Source organism: Zafaria cholistanensis (assembly GCF_008580665.1).
GTDB classification, from domain to species: Bacteria; Actinomycetota; Actinomycetes; order Actinomycetales; family Micrococcaceae; genus Zafaria; species Zafaria cholistanensis.
This window is the reverse complement of record NZ_BKDJ01000005.1, coordinates 151,637-165,474: the sequence shown is the minus strand read 5'-3', so window position 1 is coordinate 165,474 and position 13,838 is coordinate 151,637. Positions and strand designations below refer to the sequence as shown.

9 protein-coding genes and 1 tRNA gene are annotated in these 13,838 nt (G+C 71.0%); 7 read left to right on the top strand and 3 right to left on the bottom strand.

Annotation, left to right across the window (positions count from 1 at the left end; translation table 11 throughout):
* Positions 1-213: 213 nt before the first annotated feature.
* Positions 214-2,175: an FAD/NAD(P)-binding protein gene (locus tag NCCP_RS06705; RefSeq protein WP_149956464.1), complete on the bottom strand. Its 1,962-nt coding sequence runs from the start codon at positions 2,173-2,175 to the stop codon at positions 214-216.
* 216 nt (positions 2,176-2,391) lie between these two features.
* On the opposite strand from NCCP_RS06705, the gene NCCP_RS06700 reads away from it, so the two are divergent.
* Together NCCP_RS06700 and NCCP_RS06695 are read left to right on the top strand one after the other, a co-directional pair.
* The gene (locus NCCP_RS06700; protein WP_149956463.1) at positions 2,392-4,503 is read left to right on the top strand and encodes a prolyl oligopeptidase family serine peptidase; all 2,112 of its coding nucleotides are present in this window, start codon (positions 2,392-2,394) and stop codon (positions 4,501-4,503) included.
* A 62-nt stretch (positions 4,504-4,565) separates the two neighbouring features.
* Positions 4,566-4,654: transfer RNA gene (locus NCCP_RS06695), tRNA-Ser, on the top strand.
* A gap of 158 nt (positions 4,655-4,812) precedes the next feature.
* On the opposite strand, the gene NCCP_RS06690 is transcribed toward NCCP_RS06695, so the two are convergent.
* Complete coding sequence (locus NCCP_RS06690) at positions 4,813-5,757, bottom strand: hypothetical protein (RefSeq protein WP_149956462.1); 945 nt, start codon at positions 5,755-5,757, stop codon at positions 4,813-4,815.
* 190 nt (positions 5,758-5,947) lie between these two features.
* On the opposite strand from NCCP_RS06690, the gene NCCP_RS06685 reads away from it, so the two are divergent.
* Positions 5,948-6,640: a hypothetical protein gene (locus NCCP_RS06685; protein ID WP_149956461.1), complete on the top strand. Its 693-nt coding sequence runs from the start codon at positions 5,948-5,950 to the stop codon at positions 6,638-6,640.
* Complete coding sequence (locus tag NCCP_RS06680) at positions 6,637-9,000, top strand: multicopper oxidase domain-containing protein (protein WP_149956460.1); 2,364 nt, start codon at positions 6,637-6,639, stop codon at positions 8,998-9,000. The genes NCCP_RS06685 and NCCP_RS06680 overlap by 4 nt, the downstream gene beginning before the upstream one ends.
* Positions 9,001-9,071: 71 nt before the next feature.
* On the opposite strand, the gene NCCP_RS06675 is transcribed toward NCCP_RS06680, so the two are convergent.
* Positions 9,072-11,216 carry a RecQ family ATP-dependent DNA helicase gene (locus NCCP_RS06675; RefSeq protein ID WP_149956459.1) on the bottom strand — a complete coding sequence of 715 codons (2,145 nt, stop codon included), beginning with the start codon at positions 11,214-11,216 and terminating at the stop codon, positions 9,072-9,074.
* A 91-nt stretch (positions 11,217-11,307) separates the two neighbouring features.
* On the opposite strand from NCCP_RS06675, the gene NCCP_RS06670 reads away from it, so the two are divergent.
* From NCCP_RS06670 to NCCP_RS06660, 3 genes are all read left to right on the top strand, one after another.
* Entirely contained in the window at positions 11,308-12,729 is a 1,422-nt protein-coding gene (locus NCCP_RS06670; RefSeq protein ID WP_225873730.1) for a phosphomannomutase/phosphoglucomutase, read from the top strand.
* Positions 12,726-13,211 (top strand): hypothetical protein, encoded by a 486-nt coding sequence (locus NCCP_RS06665; RefSeq protein ID WP_149956457.1) that lies wholly within the window; start codon positions 12,726-12,728, stop codon positions 13,209-13,211. Before NCCP_RS06670 ends, NCCP_RS06665 begins: the two co-directional genes overlap by 4 nt.
* A gap of 82 nt (positions 13,212-13,293) precedes the next feature.
* The gene (locus NCCP_RS06660; RefSeq protein WP_149956456.1) at positions 13,294-13,734 is read left to right on the top strand and encodes an RrF2 family transcriptional regulator; all 441 of its coding nucleotides are present in this window, start codon (positions 13,294-13,296) and stop codon (positions 13,732-13,734) included.
* Positions 13,735-13,838 lie beyond the last annotated feature (104 nt).

Genomic DNA, 13,838 nt, shown 5'->3' with positions numbered 1-13,838 from the left:
ACGCTTAAGTAGAACCGTAAGTCCTCTCTTTGCGGGCCGGAGGCGAAGACGAGCACGAAAACCGGGGGCGAACCTCGTGCCGAAGCCCTCTTCCCTCCTTTTCCAGCCCGTTTTGTGCATGCCGCGTTCCTGCCGCATTCCTGCCACATTCCTGCTCCGGGCCGGCGGTCCGCCGACGCCCCCCCCAGGGCCGCTGGAGGGAATTTGCCGGGGCTAGCCGGCCAGGCGAAGCAGCTCGGAGGCGGTGGCATCGGCATCGCCCAAGGTGCGCGCCCCGTCGGCGAAGGAGGCCCCCGCTTCGGCGGCAATGGCGGTACCCCACTGCACGCTGGAGAGCTGCAGTCCGAGCACGAAGATCCCGCGGTGGGGCACCCCCGCCGTGTCCACCAGCCGGTACGGTTCTCCCACCACGTCGAAGCCGGAGCCGTGCACCTCCTCGCCATCGCCGTCGCGCAGCGTGCGCGGACGGGCCATTCCGTCCTCCTGGAGCTGGCGCAGCAGCGGCGAGGCGGTTTGGGCGACGCGGTTGGCCGGCATCATCGCCTCCAGCATGTGCCGGGCAGTCACCGGCTCGGCGTCGACCCATGGCGAGGACGCGGTGAAGTGCCCGGCCTCCTCGTCGAGTCCGAACACCGGGTCCGGGCCGATGAACTGCACCACCCCGGCCCGGGCCAGCGCGGCCAGTTCCTCGATGCGCTGCAGCGGCGGGCCGCTGGCCAGTCCCTCCACCAGCGGTTCGAACCAGCGCTGGAGTTCCTCCAGGCGGCTGGCGTCCTCAAGCAGTTCCTCGGCAACCATCCGCTTGACCACCATGCGTCCGGCGTTGAGCGCGCCGATGGCCATCTTGAGCGCGTCGTCCTCCCCCCGCGCCGAGCCGCGCGCGTCCTCCTCGAGGTATTCCAGCACCGCGGCCTGGTACTCCTCGTGGCCGCTGAAGCCGCGCTCGGCGAAGGGGTGCCCCAGGGCGGGCACGTCCAGCCATCCGGCCTCGGGGGCCAGGTCGGCCACCAGCCGCCGGGCCTCGGTGCGCCACACCTCGTGTCCGGGGTGCGGGGCTTCCAGCACCGTGTCCAGGCGGGCGGTGAATGCCGCCGTCCCGTACGGGAACAGTTCCGGGCGGGTCCGGGCCAGCGTGGCGTAGTAGGTGCGCAGCACGTCGCGGTGCAGCAGGGGCCAGATGTGCGCTTCGAATCCAACCTTGCCCGGCGGCTCCCCCGGCGCGCCCTCGGCAGCCAGGGCGTGGACAGCCTCGAAGCTCAGGTGGCGCAGGGACACCGAAGGCGGAATGAAGGCGTCCACCGCGGCCTTGGCCCGGTAGGGCGTGCCGCGGCGGGAGGCCGCGTGCAGCACCGGTTCGCGTCCGGAGGCGCGGTACTCCAGCGCCCGGCCGGGCCCCTGCCCGGTCGCGACGAACTCGCCGTTGCGGCCCACGGTCAACTGCACCATGGCGTCGAAGAAGTTCAGTCCCAACCCACGCACCAGCACCGGGCCGCCCTCGGGGTACGCGCTCCAGTCGACGTCGGCGGGCACGTTGGGCGGCTGGTAGTGCAGGCCGGCGACGCCGGCCCGCTCGCCGGCGGCCTGCTGCCGCGGGGTCGGCAGGGCGGGGACGTGACCCACGGCCAGCACGACGGCGTCCGCCGCAAGGGTGCCGTGCCCGCCGTCGAGCCCCACCGCATAGCCGGAACCGGTACGGCGCACGGACAGCGCCGAAGCAGGCACGTGCCGCAGCTGCGCCACGGCGGGGTGCACGGCCAGCAGGGCCCCGGCCCGTTCATGGACATGGCGCAGGTAGCGTCCATACAGGGCCCGGGAAGGGAAGGAACCGGGGCCGAGGGCCGCCAGTTCCGCGGCCTCGGGCGGGGTCAGCGTGGCCCCGTCTCCCCCGGAGGCGCACCACTGCGCGAAGGTCAGGCCCGGGCCGGCCCCGTTAGTGCGGGGCGGGGCCACCGTGGGGAACAGGGCGGGGGTGTTCATCAGGAACAGCCTGGGCTGGCCGGTGGCCCAAACGTGGCCGGGACCGGGCTCGTGGGGGTCCACCACGGTGATGTCCAGGAGAAGGCGGGGGCGGGCGCCCGCCCGGGCCTCCTCCAGCCGCGATGCCAGCCGCTCCAGCAGGGACGTGCCGCGCGGTCCCGCACCGATGACCACGATTCTGAAATGCCCATTTCCCATCCCCCCAGCCTAGTGGCCGGGGCGCGGCCAAGGGTTCGGTGCCCGGGGGCGCCGAACCCGGCCCGGAGCACCGAACCCGGCCCGGGGCGCCACGGCCCCACCTCCGGCACGGCGGCCGCGCGGCATGCGTTAATGCATCACATGGCCCATACCCCACCTTCCCCCGCTTCCAGGACGGCATACCGTGGAGGCACGGACGCTGCGCAGGAGACCCGCATGAGCACCACCCCTGTTGGCCCCGCCGACGACCCGTACCTGTGGCTGGAGGACATCCGCGGCGAGCGCGCCCTGGACTGGGTGAGGGCGCGCAATGCGCAAACCGAGGACATGCTCTTCGACGATGCCCACCGGAGCCTGGAGGCTTCGCTGCTGGAAGTGCTCGATTCCGGGGATCGGATCCCGGCGGTCACCAAGCGCGGGGACCACTACTACAACTTTTGGCGCGACGCCGAGCACCCCAAGGGACTGTGGCGGCGCACTGCCTGGGAGCAGTACCGCACCGACCGCACCGTGTGGGAAGTGCTGCTGGACGTGGACGCGCTCGCCGCCGCCGAAGGGGTCGGATGGGTGTTCGCCGGCACCCGGATGCTGCGGCCGCCGCCTGGCGGGCCCTACCGCCGCGCCTTGGTGATGCTCTCCCCGGACGGCGGGGACGCGGTGGAGGTGCGCGAGTTCGACCTCCCCTCGCGGGATTGGGTGGCCCCCGAGGACGGGGGATTCCGCCTGCCCTCCGCCAAAACCCGGGTTTCCTGGGACGGTCCGGACGCGCTGTACGTGGCGACGGACTTCGGGCCCGGCTCGCTGACCCGCTCCTCCTACGCCCGCACGGTCAGGCGCGTGGAGCGGGGACAGGACCCGGCCCATGCCCCGGAGGTGTTCGCGGTGGACCAGTCCCACGTGCTGGCGGTGGTTTCGCACGATGCGCGGCCGGGCTTCGAGCGGACCGTCGCCGTGGATGTCATTGACTTCCACAACTCGCGCACCAGCGTGCTGGGGGCGGACCGGTGGCGTCCCATTGAGGTGCCCACCGACGTGCAGGTGGGCCTGCACCGCCAGTGGCTTCTGCTGAGCCCGCAGACCCCGTGGGAGATCGGGGACCGGACGCTGGCCCCGGGCACGCTGGCCGTCGCCCCGCTGGAGGCGTTCCTGGCCGGCGACCGCACCGTGACCGAGGTGTTTGTCCCGGACGGATCCTCCTCGCTGGAGTCCTACGATTTCACCCGCGACCACCTGCTGCTGAACGTGCTGCGCGATGTCACCTCCCAGGTGCTGGTCGCGGACCCGAGCCGCGGGTGGGCCGTGCGCCCGCTGGAGGTGGGCGCGGAACTTCACACCTTCCAGGTGGCCGCCGTCGATGACGAGGACCCGGAGACGGCCAACGACTACTGGCTGACCATGACGGGATTCCTCACCCCCACCACGCTGGCGCGGGGAACCGTCGACGCCGGCCCCCCGGACCCGGTCAAGCGCGCGACCGGGTTTTTCCCCGCCGAAGGGTATGCCGTCGAGCAACACTTCGCGACCAGCGAGGACGGCACCCGCGTCCCCTACTTCCAGGTCGCCCCCCGCGGCATGGCCCTGGACGGAGGCAACCCGGTGCTGATGAACGGATACGGCGGCTTCCAGACCTCCCTGACGCCGTCGTACTCGGGGACGGTGGGCCGCGCATGGCTGGAACGCCGCACCGCGGACGGGCGCGGCGGCGTGTACGTGGTGGCGAACATCCGTGGCGGCGGCGAATACGGACCGGACTGGCACCGGGCGGCGCTGCGCGAGGCGCGGCACCGCGCCTACGAGGACTTCGCGGCGGTTGCCCGGGACCTCGTGGCGCGGGGGGTGACGGCCCCGGAGCGGCTCGCCGCCACGGGGCGCAGCAACGGCGGGCTGCTGGTGGGCAACATGCTCACCGGGTATCCGGAGCTGTTTGGTGCGATCTCCTGCGGCGTGCCGCTGCTGGACATGCGCCGGTACACCAGGCTGGGCGCCGGGCATTCGTGGATCGCCGAGTACGGGGACCCGGAAGTGCCCGGTGACTGGGAGTTCCTGCGCACCTTCTCCCCCTACCACCGCTTCGATGATGAGCGGCTGGCCGAAGGGGCCGGCTACCCGGCCACGCTGATCTGGACCGCCACCAGCGACGACCGGGTAGGGCCGGAGCAGGCCCGCAAAATGGCAGCGAAACTGACCGACGCCGGCGTCCCGGACATCTGGTACCACGAGGCGCTCGACGGCGGCCACGCCGGCGCCTCCGACAACCGGCAAAGCGCGCGGATGCTGGCCACCAGCTACGGGTTCCTGTGGCGGAAGGTTGGTGCGGCGCGCCGGTAGGGCCCCGTTTTTGAAAGCGGCGCCTGCTTTCGGTAGTCTGGGAGGGCTGGAAACGGCAACAAGGACACGTGCCAGAGCGGCCGAATGGACTTCACTGCTAATGAAGGGTCGGGGTTAAACTCGACCGGGGGTTCAAATCCCCCCGTGTCCGCGCAGAAAACCCCCGGGAATCCGGGGGTTTTTGTGTTTCTGCGAACCCCGCGTTCCAGGGGTCGCAGGCTCGGGCGCTCGCCAGCCGCGAATGCCAGTCAGGCTGGGGTGCCCGCCGCGCTGGGGTTTCTGCGGGGATGCGGCGGGCGCGGCGGGTTCCTAGGCCTGTTTGCCGAAGGCGGAGAGGATCCCGCGGACGGCGTCATGGGGCAGGCCGGTGCGCGCGCTGATGATCCGGGCGGCTTCGTCAAGGCGGCCCGAGCCCAGGTGCTCCAGGAAGAGCCTGCGTTCGGCAGCAGGCAGGTCGCCGGCGCTGAAGCTGATCCGCCCGTTTGGTCCCTCCCCCTCGAAGGTGACCTCGGAGATTTCCCCTTCCCCCCCGGCGCTTCCGGTGGGCGCCGACTCGAGCAGCTGGCGGATGGCTTCCTCGTCCAGGCCCGAGTGCCTGGCGAAGAGTGCCGCGGCGCCGCCAAGGTCATGGTCGCGCATCAGCGAAAGGAACTGGTCGTGCTCCGCCGGGGGCAGGTCGTCGCTGGAGAATTCCTGGGTGGCCCCGGCGGTTTCGGCGGTGATCTTGAACGAGGTGGTGGTGCGTCCGGCGGCACTGCCGAAACGCTCGGTCCAGTCGTCGGGGATGGTCAGTGCCTCCTCCGACGGCTCGGGCGCGGCGCCGTTTTGCGGGGCCGACGCCGGAACTGCCGGCACGGCGGGGGCCGGCGGGACCGGAGGCTCGGGTGCGGATGCCCGGGAGGGGGTGTCTGCGGCCGGCCCGGCGGGTTCCGGTCCGGCCGGCTCCTGCGCCGCCCGGTCGCGAAAGACCTGAGGGTACTGCTGGAGGCTGCGCACGGCGACGATGCACTGTTTCACGCCCAGCCCGGTGGCATTGCGGAACTCCTGGACGGCGCCCAGGAAGTTGTCCTGCCCCAGGTTCCGGTACACGGCACGATGGGTTTCGGCGTTCAGCAGCGCCGAGGCGGCAACCGCAGCCTCCGGCCCCACGGCTGCGGCGACCTCCGCCGAGTTCCTGGCCCGCACTCGCGCCAGCCACCACCAGCCAAGGGTCAGGACAAGCAGCGGGACCAGCACCCAGAACAGGATTTCCATGGTGCCTAGTTTAGGGGCTGGCCTGCCCGGAACACGCTGTGGTGGCGCAGGGTTCCTGACCGTACGCCCCGACGTCCCACGGAAGGTCCCGGTGCGGGGGCCTGCCGGCACCATCCTCAACTTTTTCCCAACCTGCGTGCCCGAAACTGGGGTGGTCCAACAACCACCTTCTTGGGGAGGACCCGTGGGCTTGCGTGGCGACTACGTGCATGGTGACGATGCGCAGGGTGACGATGTGCCGGCGGGAGGCTTGAGCCGGCGCCAGTTTGGCCTGGTACTCGCCGGAGGGGCCCTGCTGGTGGCCGCCCAAGGCGCGTACGTGATATCTGCCACGGCCCCGGCGGGCGTGGCGGCGCGTGTTCCCACCGCCTTCGGTTCACTGTCCGTGGTGCGCGCGGGGCGGCTGGCCCGTTTGAACGCACAGGGAAAGCCGGCGTTCCACGGGCTCGCCGCTGCCGCGTCGATCATCGAACACGGCGGAGGGCCGCCGCCGGTGAAGATGGCCCTCGCCGCCGCCGGCGGCCACGGTCACGGCGGGGGGAGCGCTCCGGCGCCCGCGGCCCCCGGAGCGTCCGAGCCGGTCAACCTGACGTGGCCGGATGTGATGGTGCTTGAAGTCCGCATCCAGAATGACGGGCCCGACCCCGTGTTGTTCAGTCCCGGCCAGTTGCGGCTGCGGCTGGCCGGGACCGCGACAACGGTCACGCCGCAGGACTCCGACCGGACCGCGGGAAGCATCCCGGGCAAGGCGGCCGAAAGCCTGCATGTCAGCTATCTGGTCCCGCGAGCGCGATCGGGGCTGAGCCTCGAGTTCACCGACGCGCAACACGATGAGCTGTTGGCGCTGGACCTGCCGGCACTGCGGAGCGGAGGAACATCATGAGCGTTCTGGATATCCACATCAATGAGGGTTTCCTGCCCATGGTGGACGGCTCCCTGGTGTACCACAGGGGGTTCGGGGAGCGGCGGACGGAGCGGGCGGATCCGCGGCCGGCGCTGGCCATCAGGCCCCATGCCTTCATGGCTTCGGGCGCCCTGGTCGCGGCCAGGACCTATCCGCCCGAAGCCGCCGAACCACCCCACGGCCGGCCCGCTCCCCTGGGCCCGGACCCCGAAAATGACCGGCAGTTCCTGGCACGGCGGGCCCACTGGGCGAGCTTCTTTCCGGACCGGACGCTGATCGCCGAGTCCGGAAGCACGATCGCCGTGCGCGTCCACAACAACCTTCGACATCCGCACGAGCTCCGTTTCCACAATGCCGGTGCCGCCGGCACGCCCGGCACCCCCAGGCCGCACGTCGGCACCGGCCCCATAGCGCCGGGAGCCTCGAAGCTCCTGCAGTTTCCCGCCCCGGACCCGGGGACGTACCTCTACTCGGATCCGGGCAACGCCCCGGTGGAACGGACCTTGGGCCTGTACGGAGCGTTGGTGGTCATCGACCCGCAGGATGCCTGGCGGCTGGGGCCCGAAGGCCCCGAATTCGAACGCCAGTGGCTGTGGCTCTGCCACGACGTGGACCCGCACTGGGCGCGCCTGGCCTCCCAGGGGCAGGCCGTGGACCCGGCCAGGGTTCCGGCGGAGCCGCGGTACTTTACCCTCAACGGGTACTCAGGATTCCAGGCCCTGGCACTGACGATCGACGAGGAGTTCAACGAACGCCGGGAGGAGGACACCCTGCCTTCGGGGCTGCCGCGGGAAACGGACGTGAGGAACTTCAGCGCTTCCCCCGCGGCCGGCGCGATCCGCACGGGCCACCTGATGAGGATGGTCAACGCGGGGATTGTGGACCACCAACTGCACTACCACGGGAACCACGTGTGGACCGTCCGGTCCAACGGGGTCGACTTCCCGCGCAGCAATGGACGGGTCACCGGCGGCCGGGTGGTGCTGCAGCACTGGGAGGACACGATCCATCTGAGCCCGTTGGAACGGACCGAGTCCATCCTCCCCGTACGCCGTCCTCCGGATGTGGTGGATGCGGTGTGGAACGCAAGGACGGGGGACTGGAAATATCCGATGCACTGCCACGCCGAGCCCTCGCAGACGGCCGCCGGAGGCCTCTACCCGGGCGGGCTCCTGAGCGACTGGACGCTCGGAGCGGGCACCACGCCTGAACCGGGCCTGCCGGGAACCGTGGAAAGCGAGGCCCACCACACGTTCCGCAGCCAAGTGGACTTTGCCTCGGACCAGCCCCACGAGGGCAGCCCGGAGACCAAATTCAAGCTCCGGCCGGATGTGAAGATGGAGTTCGATTTCTTCGGCCGCGAACTCAAGTTTCCGGACGGTTCCAGGCACGAGATCTGGAGCTTCGAGAACGGCAAGTCCGGCCGGCAACTTCCCGGCCCGCTGCTTCGGCTGACCGAGGGACAGCTGTTCCATGGCACCATCAAGCCCAGCAAGAAGGTCCACACCGTCCACTGGCACGGCATCGAACCGGACCCGCGCAACGACGGCGTCGGGCACACGTCCTACGAGGTGACGGGGCACTACACCTACCAGTGGCGGCCGGATGTCGCGGAACCGGGCAACCCCAACCGCGGCTCCGCGGGGACGTACTTCTACCACTGCCATGTCAACACGCCGCTGCACGTCCAGATGGGCATGTTCGGGCCGGTCATCGTGGACCCCGGGACAGATCCCGCGTCGCCGCCACCGAAGGGAATGCGCCGCTACTCGATCCAGGGACCGTTATACGACATCGCCACGGAGACCCTGCTGCTCCCTTATTCCATCGATCCCCGATGGCATGAACTGAACCATGCGGCAGGACTCTCGGGCGAGGACGCGGGCCTGAACCGGTTCAATCCAAGGCACTTCTATCTGCTGGGCGGCGCCATCGCCTCCCGGCCCAAGGGCGACAGGGTCTGGGCCCTCAGCACCATGCGCGCCAACGTCGCCGGAGGGACCAAGGCGCCCACCCTGATACGGATGGTCAACGTGGACTACTTCCCCACCCGCATGCGGATCCTGGATGAGGCCGGCCAGCCAGCCGCCATCGCCGAACTCCTGGGGCACGACGGACGGCCCTTCTGGCACACCGAGGACCCCGACGGTCCCGCGGTCCATCCGAGCGCCGCAGGCCAGCCGCTGCTGACCAGCACCCTCATGTCCGGGGCGGCCGAAAAGTTCGACTTCCTCCTCCGCCCGTCCAACCCGGGGAAGTACACCATATCGGTGCAATTCCTGCACTGGATCACCGGCGCAGTCCTGGCCACCCGCACCGTGGCCGTCACGGCGGCATAGAGGCAGGGACGCGCCCGTGCCTGGCACGGGCGCGGTGAGGCCGCCTCGACCGGCTTCCGGCCGGGGACACCCTATGCGGCCACGGCCAGCACGAACGGCAGCACCGCCGGAGCCCCGGCGGCGCGCAGGACACGGGCGGCCTCGGTGATGGTCCACCGGCTGTCCGCGAGGTCGTCCAACAGCAGCACGGGGCCGGGCGCCGCGGCGAGCTGTTCGGCCATCGCCGGCGATACCGCGAACTGGTCCCACACGGCCGCGAGGCGGAATGCGCTGTTGCCCCCGGAATCGCCGCGCGGGCCGCCCTGCCTGTATTCGAGTTCGCCCAGGTAGGGCAGCCTGCCGACGCGGGCGATCCCCTGGGCAAAAGATGCCACCAAGGCCGGATGCCGCCGGGAGGGCAGGCTGACGACAGCCACCGGGCGTTCGGCCCAACCCCATTGGGCGAGCACCTGCACGCAGGCCTGCAGCATGGCATCCTCGATGGGCCGGTCCTCGCCGCCCTCCCCCTGCGGGGACAGCAGGGTGCGCAACCGCCCGCCCCATCCGAGGTCCGTGAGGCGGGCGAGTGCGCGCCCGGGCAGCGCCTGCTCCCCCGGCTTGAGCTTGCCCTTCACCGGAACCCCCAGCCGGTCCATGCCCCCGGGCCACATCAGCCGCGGCTCAAGTTCGACGCCTACCCGGCCAAGGGCGGCCTGGGCGCTGTCCCGGGCCTGCCCGTCGATCGCGTCGTCGAACCAGGGCCCGGCGCAGTTGTCGCACCGCCCGCAGGGGGCGGCCTCGGGGTCGTCCAGTGCCCGGGCCAGGAACTCCATCCGGCAACCGGAGGTGAACTCGTACTCCAGCATCGAGTTCTGCTCCGCGAGGCGGGCCGCCGCAACCCGGCTGTACCGCTCGGCATCGTAGAACCAGGGCTGGCCGGTGCGTGCCCAGCCGCCTTGGACCCGCTGCACGGCGCCGTCCACGGCCAGGACCTTCAGCAGAAGCTCCAACGGGGTGCGGCGCAGGTTGACCCGGGCCTCCAGCGCCGGCACGGAAAGGGCCCCGCCGGCGGCTTCCAACTCGGCCAGCACCGCGTGCGCGCGTTGTTCGTCGGGCATGGAGGCAGTGGCGAAGTAGCGCCAGATTTCCCGGTCCTCGGGCCCGGGCAGCAGGAGCACGTCGGCGTTCTCGGTGCCGCGGCCGGCGCGGCCAACCTGCTGGTAGTAGGCCACCGGGGAACTGGGAGCCCCTACGTGCACCACAAAACCCAGGTCCGGCTTGTCAAACCCCATGCCCAGCGCGCTGGTGGCCACCAGCGCCTTGACCTGGTTGTCCTTGAGCGCCTGCTCGGCGCGGGCACGCTCCTCGGTGTCGGTGCGGCCACTGTAGGCAAGCACGTTGTGCCCGGCCTCGCGCAGCAGCCGCGTGACGTCCTCGGCCGCGGACACCGTCAGGGTGTAGATGATGCCGCTGCCCTGGAAGTCCTCCAAGTGGGTGAGCAGCCACGCCAGCTGGGAACGCGGGCTCGGCAGGCGCAGTACCCCCAGGCGCAGCGACTTGCGCGCCAGGGGCCCGCGCAGGGTGAAGACGTCGGCCCCGCCCACGGCGAGCTGCTCCTGGACGTCGTGGACCACCCGCTCGTTCGCCGTCGCGGTGGTGGCCAGCACGGGCACGCTCGCCGGGAGCACGGAGATCAGGTCCTTGATGCGGCGGTAGTCCGGCCGGAAGTCGTGGCCCCAGTCGGAGATGCAGTGTGCCTCGTCGATCACCAGCAGGCCCATCCGGCGGACCAGCTCCGGCAGCTGCTGGTCGCGGAACACCGGGTTGTTCAGCCGTTCGGGAGAGACCAGCAACACGTCCACCTGGTCGGCGTCCAGCTTCGCGGCCACCTCGCCCCACTCCAGGGCGTTCGCGGAATTGATGGCTTCCGCGCGGACCCCGGCGCGGGCCGCTGCCGCGACCTGGTCCCGCATCAGGGCCAACAGCGGACTGACAATCAGCGTGGGGCCCGCCCCGCGGGCACGCAGCAGCAGGCTGGCCACGAAGTAGACCGCCGACTTGCCCCAGCCGGTGCGCTGCACCACCAGGGCGCGGCGGCCGCCGTCGACCAGTGCCTCGATCGCCTCGAACTGGCCCTCGTGGAACACCGCGTCTCCGCGCCCCACCAGCCGGCGCAGCACCTCCGTGGCCTCGTCCCGCAGTCCGTCCCGCAGCCTAACCCTTGCCGTTTCACCCATGGCCCCAGTATTCCAGCCGCCACCGACGCGATGGCCCGCGCAGCCACGACCGTGGAAAACCCGCACGGGCCGCCGGCCACCGGCTAAGCTCATAGGCGTGACGGACCAAATCGACCTTTCCCTTTCCTTCAAGGCCTACGACGTGCGCGGCATCGTTGGCGAGACGATCACGGCCGAAACGGTCGAGGCCGTGGGGGCCGCCTTCGTGGACGTGCTCGGCCTGGCCGGGGACACGGTGCTGGTCGGCGGGGACATGCGCCCCTCGTCCCCGGAGTTCGCCCGGGCCTTTGCCCGGGGCGCGGCCTACCGCGGCGCCAACGTGCGCATGCTGGGGCTGATTTCCACGGACGAGCTGTACTATGCCTGCGGCACCCTGGACGCGGCCGGGGTGGTGTTTACCGCCAGCCACAATCCGGGGCAGTACAACGGCATGAAGATGGCCAGGGCCGGCGCGGTCCCGGTGTCCTCGGACACCGGATTGTTCCAGATCCGCGACCTGGCCCAAACCTACCTGGACGAGGGCCTGCCGGTCTCCCGGGAAGGGGCCGAGGGCACGGTGGAGCACACCGACGTGCTCGCCGGCTATGCGGCCTACCTGCGTTCGCTGGTGGATTTGTCCGGGATCCGCCCGCTGAAGGTCGTGGTGGACGCGGGCAACGGCATGGCCGGCCTGACCACCCCCGCGGTGCTGGGCGATGCCCTGCTTCCGGGGCTGCCGCTGTCGATCGTGCCGCTGTACTTCGAGCTGGACGGCACCTTCCCGAACCACCCGGCCAACCCGCTGGAGCCGGAGAACCTGCGCGACCTGCAGGCCGCCGTCGTGGCCCACGGCGCGGATTTGGGCCTGGCGTTCGACGGCGACGCGGACCGCTGCTTCGTGATCGACGAAACCGGCGCGCCGGTGTCCCCTTCGGCGATCACCGCGCTGGTGGCCCGCCGCGAGATCGCCCGCGCCCGGGCCGGGGGCGAGCAGACGCCGGTGGTCATCCACAACCTCATCACCTCCCGCTCGGTTCCCGAACTGGTCCAGCGCGAGGGCGGCCGGGCGGTGGTCACCCGCGTGGGCCACTCCTTCATCAAGGCCGTCATGGCCGCCGAGGGCGCGGTGTTCGGCGGGGAGCACTCGGCGCACTACTACTTCCGCGACTTCTTCAACGCGGACACCGGCATGCTCGCGGCCATGCACGTGCTGGCCGCACTGGGCGGGCAGGACCTGCCGCTGGGCACCCTGGCGGCGGAGTACGAGCCGTACTTCGCCTCCGGGGAGATCAACTCCGAGGTCGCGAACAAGGACAAGGCGATCGAGCACGTCCTGGACGCGTGCCTGGGCCAGGACGTGAGCATCGAAACCATGGACGGCACCACGGTCGCCGCCAACGACGGCTCCTACTGGTTCAACCTGCGCCCGTCCAACACCGAGCCCTTCCTGCGCTACAACGGCGAGGCCAAGGACCCCGAAACCATGGTCCGCGTCCGCGACCAGGTCCTCAAGATCGTCAGGAGCGTCGCATGACCAATAACGAACCGGCCGAGAACCGCATCCTCGACCTCGACCCCGAGGACCACCTCGAGCTGAACCGCGTGCTGGGCACCGCCCTCGGCGTGGCCCGCGAGCAGCTGGAAGCCCACGGGGTGTTCCTGCCGTTCGGCATTGCGCTGGAGACCGCCGCAGAGGGCGAGCAGGGCGAGTTGCGCCTGGTTGCTGTCCAGCCCCCGGAGACCCAGGACCCGGAAGAGGACATCGACGCCGAAGCCATGATGGCCGACCTCGTGGAGCTCCTCACCCAGCAGCGCGAGGGCTTCACCGCGATCGCCCTGGTTTCCGACGTCACCCTGCTGGACGACGGCCGGGATGCGGTCCACGCCAACGGGGAGCACGCCAAGGGCGGGGCGGTCGCCGTCGTGCAGGCCTACACGCCTCCGGCCGCGGAGGGCGGCGAATGGACGTTCGACGCCCCGGCCGCTGAGCCGGGCGAACTGTACATCTGGGGCTGATCCGGGCGGGAATTCCTGCCCCAGATGACCGCGTCGGCCCGTCCCTCCCCGGTGCCCTCGGCCGACCTGCCACAATGGTGGGGTGAGGATCAATGCCTTTGCCGACGTCTGCCTGCGCACGCTGATGCTGCTGGGCGCGCGCGCCGGCGAACAGCTCACCAGCCGGGAAATCTCCGAACGCATCGGGGTGCCCTACAACCACGTGAGCAAGGCCGTGCTGGAACTGCGCCGGCGCGGCGCTTTGGAGGTCGCGCGCGGACGCAGCGGCGGGGCCCGCATCACCGCGGCCGGGCTGGCCTTGAACGTGGGCGGGCTGCTGCGTGCGCTGGATGGCCACCAGGACCCGGTCGAGTGCATCGCCGTGGATGGCACTACCTGCCCGTTGCTGGCCGGCTGCCAGCTCCGCACGGCCCTGCAGCAGGCCCGCGAGGCGTTCTACGCAACGCTGGATGGCATCACCATCGATTCCCTCACCGGCCATCCGTCCCTGGCCAGGCTGCCCTTCCCGCGGCTGCCCGGCTGAACCGGTTAGGCTGCTGACCCGGATGGGCTGCCGGGGCGCGGGCGCCTGACGGCGGCCCGTCCCCGGCCCGACGCCGGCAGATCGCCATGCTCCCCCCGGTTCCC